Annotated in this window: 4 protein-coding genes; 1 reads left to right on the top strand and 3 read right to left on the bottom strand. The window is 72.7% G+C overall.

Features of this window, described 5'->3' with window-relative positions; genetic code table 11:
* On the bottom strand, positions 1–828 hold an 828-nt coding region (locus ACJA3G_RS32750), incomplete at its 3' end, for an SDR family oxidoreductase (protein ID WP_406556667.1).
* A gap of 86 nt (positions 829–914) precedes the next feature.
* Between ACJA3G_RS32750 and ACJA3G_RS32745 the strand changes: the two genes are divergently transcribed.
* Positions 915–1,871: a cyclase family protein gene (locus ACJA3G_RS32745; protein WP_406556666.1), complete on the top strand. Its 957-nt coding sequence runs from the start codon at positions 915–917 to the stop codon at positions 1,869–1,871.
* Positions 1,872–2,217: 346 nt separating this feature from the next.
* Here the strand turns inward: ACJA3G_RS32745 and ACJA3G_RS32740 are convergent, their stop codons facing one another.
* Positions 2,218–2,709, bottom strand: coding sequence for an ATP-binding protein (locus tag ACJA3G_RS32740; RefSeq protein ID WP_406556665.1), 492 nt, complete (start codon positions 2,707–2,709; stop codon positions 2,218–2,220).
* A 361-nt stretch (positions 2,710–3,070) separates the two neighbouring features.
* Positions 3,071–3,736: acyl-CoA dehydrogenase family protein (locus ACJA3G_RS32735; RefSeq protein WP_406556664.1), on the bottom strand; the 666-nt coding region annotated here is incomplete at its 5' end.

The following is a 3,736-nucleotide window of genomic DNA, read 5'->3' as shown; positions in this document are numbered from 1 at the left end:
CCCCGGCAGGAACTCCGCGATCCGCTCCGGCGTCCACGCACCCCCCGTGACGTACCCCGCCCGCAGCTCCCGCGGCTGCGCCCAGACCGCGATCTTGGGGCCGGCGACCGTGTAGACCTGCCCGGTGACCCCCGCCTCGCGGGCCCGGTCGCTGAGGAGGTAGACCACGAACGCCGCCACGTCCTCCGGCTCGCCGATCTCCGTCAGCTCCATGGGCACGTTGGCGGACATCCGCGTACGCGCCACCGGCGCGACCGCGTTGGCCGTGACGCCGTACTTGTGCAGACCGAGCGCCGCGCTGCGGACCAGGGAGATCACACCGCCCTTGGCCGCGCTGTAGTTGGCCTGCGCCACACTGCCCTGGTGGTTGCCGCTGGTGAAGCCGATCAGCGTGCCCGTGCCTTGCCGGCGCATCACCGCCGAGGCCGCCCGGAACACGGTGAAGGTGCCCTTGAGGTGGGTGGCCACCACCGGGTCCCACTCCTCCTCCGTCATGTTGAAGAGCATCCGCTCGCGCAGAATGCCCGCGACGCACACCACTCCGTCCACCCGGCCCCACCGGGTCAGCGCGGTGTCGACGATCCGCCGGCCGCCCTCCATGGTCGAGATGTCGTCGGCGACGGCCACCGCCTCACCGCCGGCCGCCTCGATCTCCTTGACCACCGCGTCCGCGACCCCGCTGCTGGGCGAGGCGCCGTCGATGGAGACGCCGTAGTCGTTGACGACGACTCTGGCGCCCTGGGCCGCCGCCGCGAGCGCCACGGCCCGGCCGATTCCGCGCCCCGCACCGGTCACGGCGACCACCTTGCCTGCCAAGAAGTTCCCCACGCCCGGCCCCTTCCCGCGGTTTCTGACGGACCGTTAGATTTTATGGCCCCGCAGCCACCGGAAGACAAGACCCAGGGAGGGCCCACATGTCCGCGACGTCAGCCACGCACGCCGGCTCCGCGCTGCCGCCGGAGTTCCACGAGATCGCCAAACGCGTGAACAACTGGGGGCGTTGGGGCCCGGACGACGAGATCGGGACGCTCAACCTCGTGACGGACGAGGTCGTACGGGAGGCCGCCGCCACCGTCCGCACCGGCCGCCGCATCCCCCTCGCCCTGCCCCTGGAGCAGAACGGCGTCCAGACCGGCCTGATCCCCGGCCGGGTCAACCCGCTGCACACCATGGTGCAGATCAACCAGGAGATCTTCGGCCCGGGCACCGTCGCCACCAGCGACGACACCGTGACCCTCGGGCTCCAGGCCGCCACCCACTGGGACGCGCTGACCCATGTCTCGCACTCCGGCCGCATCTACAACGGCCGCCCCGCCACCACCATCACCGCCCACGGCGGCGCCGAGTTCAGCGGCATCGACAAGTCCCGCCACCTCGTCTCGCGCGGGGTGCTGCTGGACGTGGCCCGCGTCCACGGCGTGGACCGGCTGCCCGGCGGGCACGCCGTCACCCCCGAGGACCTGTCGGCCGCCGAGGAGCTGGGCCGGGTCACGGTCCGCGCGGGCGACATCGTGCTCGTACGGACGGGGCAGATCCAGCTCTGCCTCGGCGGCGACCGGCACGCCTACGGCTTCCCCTCGCCGGGCCTGTCGCTGCGTACGCCCGAGTGGTTCCACGCGCGCGATGTCGCGGCCGTCGCCAATGACACGCTGACCTTCGAGATCTTCCCGCCGGAGATCGAGAACCTGTGGCTGGCGGTGCACGCGCTGGATCTGGTCGAAATGGGGATGCTCCAGGGCCAGAACTGGAATCTGGAGGAGTTGTCCACAGCCTGTGCGCAAGAACGGCGGTACGCGTTCTGGCTCTCGGCGATGCCCGAGCCGTTCGTGGGCGCCACGGGGACCCCGGTCGCGCCGGTCGCCGTGCTGTAGGGGCGTGTCACACGCCGCTCCACGCCGGGACGCACGAGGAGTCCGCGCCCCGGATCGCCCACTCCGTCCGCTCCATCCGAGGGTGGCGGCGCGTCATGCGCACCCCGAGCACGGCACGGCGGGCCGCCACCCGGCTACGGCGTGCTCGCCCGCTCCTCACGCCCTGGAGGAGCTTTGCCCTGAGCCCACGCCGAGCCACGACCCGCACTCGCCGAGGAGAACCAGGACCGGCTCCGGAACGGACCGGGGGCCGGTCCGCGCCCTCGGCGTCCCCTCGCGACGAATCGCTCATCCAAGGGTGATCAGGCCGCCACGGCGCGTCAACACCTAGTGAAAGCTTTGCCTTTTATGCCCGATTTGTGACAGCGCACGACGGCTCATACGCGCCCGGCTCGAACGCCCCGCCCGTACGCTCCGGCGCGCCCCCGTCGCAACAGCGGTCCACCTCGCACCAGATCGACTTGCCGGCACCCTCGGCCTGCCAGCCCCAGCGGTCGGCGAGGCCGTCGACCAGCTCCAGGCCCCGGCCGTTGGTGTCGTCCCCGTCCGCGTGGCGCGGCCTGGGGGCGCACGCGCTGCTGTCGGCCACCTCGACCCGGACCGTACCGCCGTCGGCCGGCCCGTCGACGGGGCCGAACAGCATCCGGAGCACGGCGGGGCAGCCGGTGTGCACCACCGCGTTGGTGACGAGCTCGGAGATCAGCAGGATCAGGGTCTCGGCGAGCGGCTCGTCCAGCCGTATCCCGCACCCGGCCAGCCGTGAGCGGGCCCATCTGCGAGCGCGTCCCACCTCGGCGGGGTCGGCTCCGACCTCCAACTGAACCTGAAGCACCTGCACCGCTCACACCATCCGAACCGGCGGACACATCGCCTCGCGCCTCGACAAGCTCACGGAACGTGATTTCCTTACGAGACAGCATGGTTGACGTACAGTCACCGCAACAAGCGCTTCAGGCATATTCCAGCGCGAAGGAGTACGCGTAGTGCATACTGTGCGACGCACATTGCGGGGGGTCGAACAGGGGCGCGCGGGATACCTGAGGGATCGCACCCCACGGAGGGTACCCGAGGGCGGCCCCGACTCCGGGGTGTGACGAGTCCCCGTAAGGACACAACCCGGTATCGACGCACGGTGACGCTTCATCACGCTCCGGCCAACGCCTCGCCGCCGGTCCCGTCCCGGGCCGCCGGGGCCCGTCTCACATCGCCTGCGCCAGCGCCGCCGCCTGGAGCTCCCGTGCCTGCCGCGCGGTCGGCCACCGCGCGCACCGCAGCCACGCGCGCTTCAGATGGAGGTGGACCTCCGCCTCCCAGGTGAAGCCCATCCCGCCGTGGACCTGGAGGCAGTCCCGGGCGCACCGCACCGCCGCCTCGTCGGCCAGCAGCTTGGCGCCCGCGATCTCCACCGGGTCGCCGGTGACGGCCGCCGCGTAGACGGCGGCGCGGGCCACCTCCGTGCGGACCAGCATCTCCGCGCACAGGTGCTTCACCGCCTGGAAGGCCCCGATGGGCTGCCCGAACTGCTCGCGCGTCCGGGCATGTTGGACCGCGAGCGCCGTGCTGCGGCCCGCGCTGCCCATCTGCTCGGCGGCGCTCAGCAACGCCCGCTCCGGCGTCCCGGTGCCCCCGGCGTCCCAGACTTCCCCGGCGCTGCGGACGCGGTGCAGCGGGGTGAGCGGGTCGGCCGAGCGGACGGGCTCGGCGCCGGTGACGTCTCCCCGGACCACGTCGGCCTCCGCCAGCCACTCCACCAGGCCGCCGTCGGGCCCGGTCACCACGGCCGTGCCCTCGGCCGCCCCGGCCACCAGGCCCGCCGCCAGATGCGTGGCGATCAGCGGGCCGGGCAGCAGCGCCCGCCCCGCCTC

Source organism: Streptomyces sp. YS-3 (assembly GCF_045257485.1).
In the GTDB taxonomy this organism is placed as follows: domain Bacteria; phylum Actinomycetota; class Actinomycetes; order Streptomycetales; family Streptomycetaceae; genus Streptomyces.
Note: the sequence above shows the minus strand (reverse complement) of the source record. Positions and strands in the feature narration are given on the sequence as shown.